The organism is Hydrogenobaculum acidophilum (assembly GCF_054656715.1).
In genome coordinates, this window is the sequence record NZ_BAAHXP010000046.1 from 1 (window position 1) to 1061 (window position 1061).

Annotated in this window: 1 protein-coding gene; it reads left to right on the forward strand. The window is 36.3% G+C overall.

The genetic code is table 11. The annotated features are described in order from the left end of the window. Nucleotides 1–641: 641 nt before the first annotated feature. Nucleotides 642–1061, forward strand: a 420-nt coding sequence (locus ACYQZV_RS09050; protein WP_459895307.1) for a hypothetical protein, incomplete at its 3' end; no start/stop codon positions are given.

Below are 1061 nucleotides of genomic sequence, written 5' to 3' on the forward strand. Positions count from 1 at the left end.
GCCTATTTTTAAAGCCAACTCTTTAGACGAGATAAGAGATATCCTGTCTAAGCATCTTTAGAAAAATCAAATTTTCTAATTTTTGTTCTTTTTCTTGTTGATAGGCAATATATTTTGAGTATTTTTCTTAACGATACATCAATGTTTTGCTGGCATACAAAATTAAGAAGGTGGAATACTACGATTTTGATATTTTGGTGTCAGGAAACCATTGACTGGTAAGGAGTTTTAGAGGTAGTTTTCAAAGGGTTAGACGTTTTAGCTGTTAAATTGACTTTCTTATTTTCTTTAGAAAATTTCTTTAAATCTTTTGAGATATTTTTTGTCCTTGCCGAAGGCTTCCGTTAGGAAGCCAAGGCAAGAAGGGGTTCTTAGGGGGCGTTGCTCCCTAAGTCCGGGGATGGTATGGAAGGGGGCGAAGCACCCCTTCCATAGCGATAGCTACTTGTTAAGTGCAACCACAGGTATATAAGAAGCGATAAAACCAAGCTAAAGGTATGGATTGGGGGTGTATACAATGTATACGGAAACGGAGTTTCCGTAAACAAAACCCTTGACGAAAACACAACTAATATGTATCTTAATAATCAATTGCCGTACAGGTTGGCTCTCGCCTTACAAGTAGAGCAGTAGTGCTAAACGTGGAATTAAACATTAACGTTGATTTAGTCAATAAGCTTCCAATTAGGAAAGCCACCAACAACGTATTGTGGCATTTGAAACAAGGTATAGGTGTGTCTCGTAAGGGTATTGAGAGAGACACTAAGAAACCAAGCCCTTTTATTCACTCGTTTTCAATTTATACGCGATACGTTGGCGTTATTAAAGAATTTGCTGACGATATGAAAAAACAAGGTGTAAAAAGGTTTGTAGATGTTAAATACGAGCATGTAAAGGCTTGGTTAGAACATAAAACTTCTTATTGCACTGAAAAAACATTAAAAGTCAATATGTGTGCTTTGGAAAAACTCTTTAGTGCAATAAATAGAAATGACATATCGGATAGTATTAGGAGAGATTTTGTAGATATGTATTCAAAGGCTAAAGCAAGCGGTAGAGCT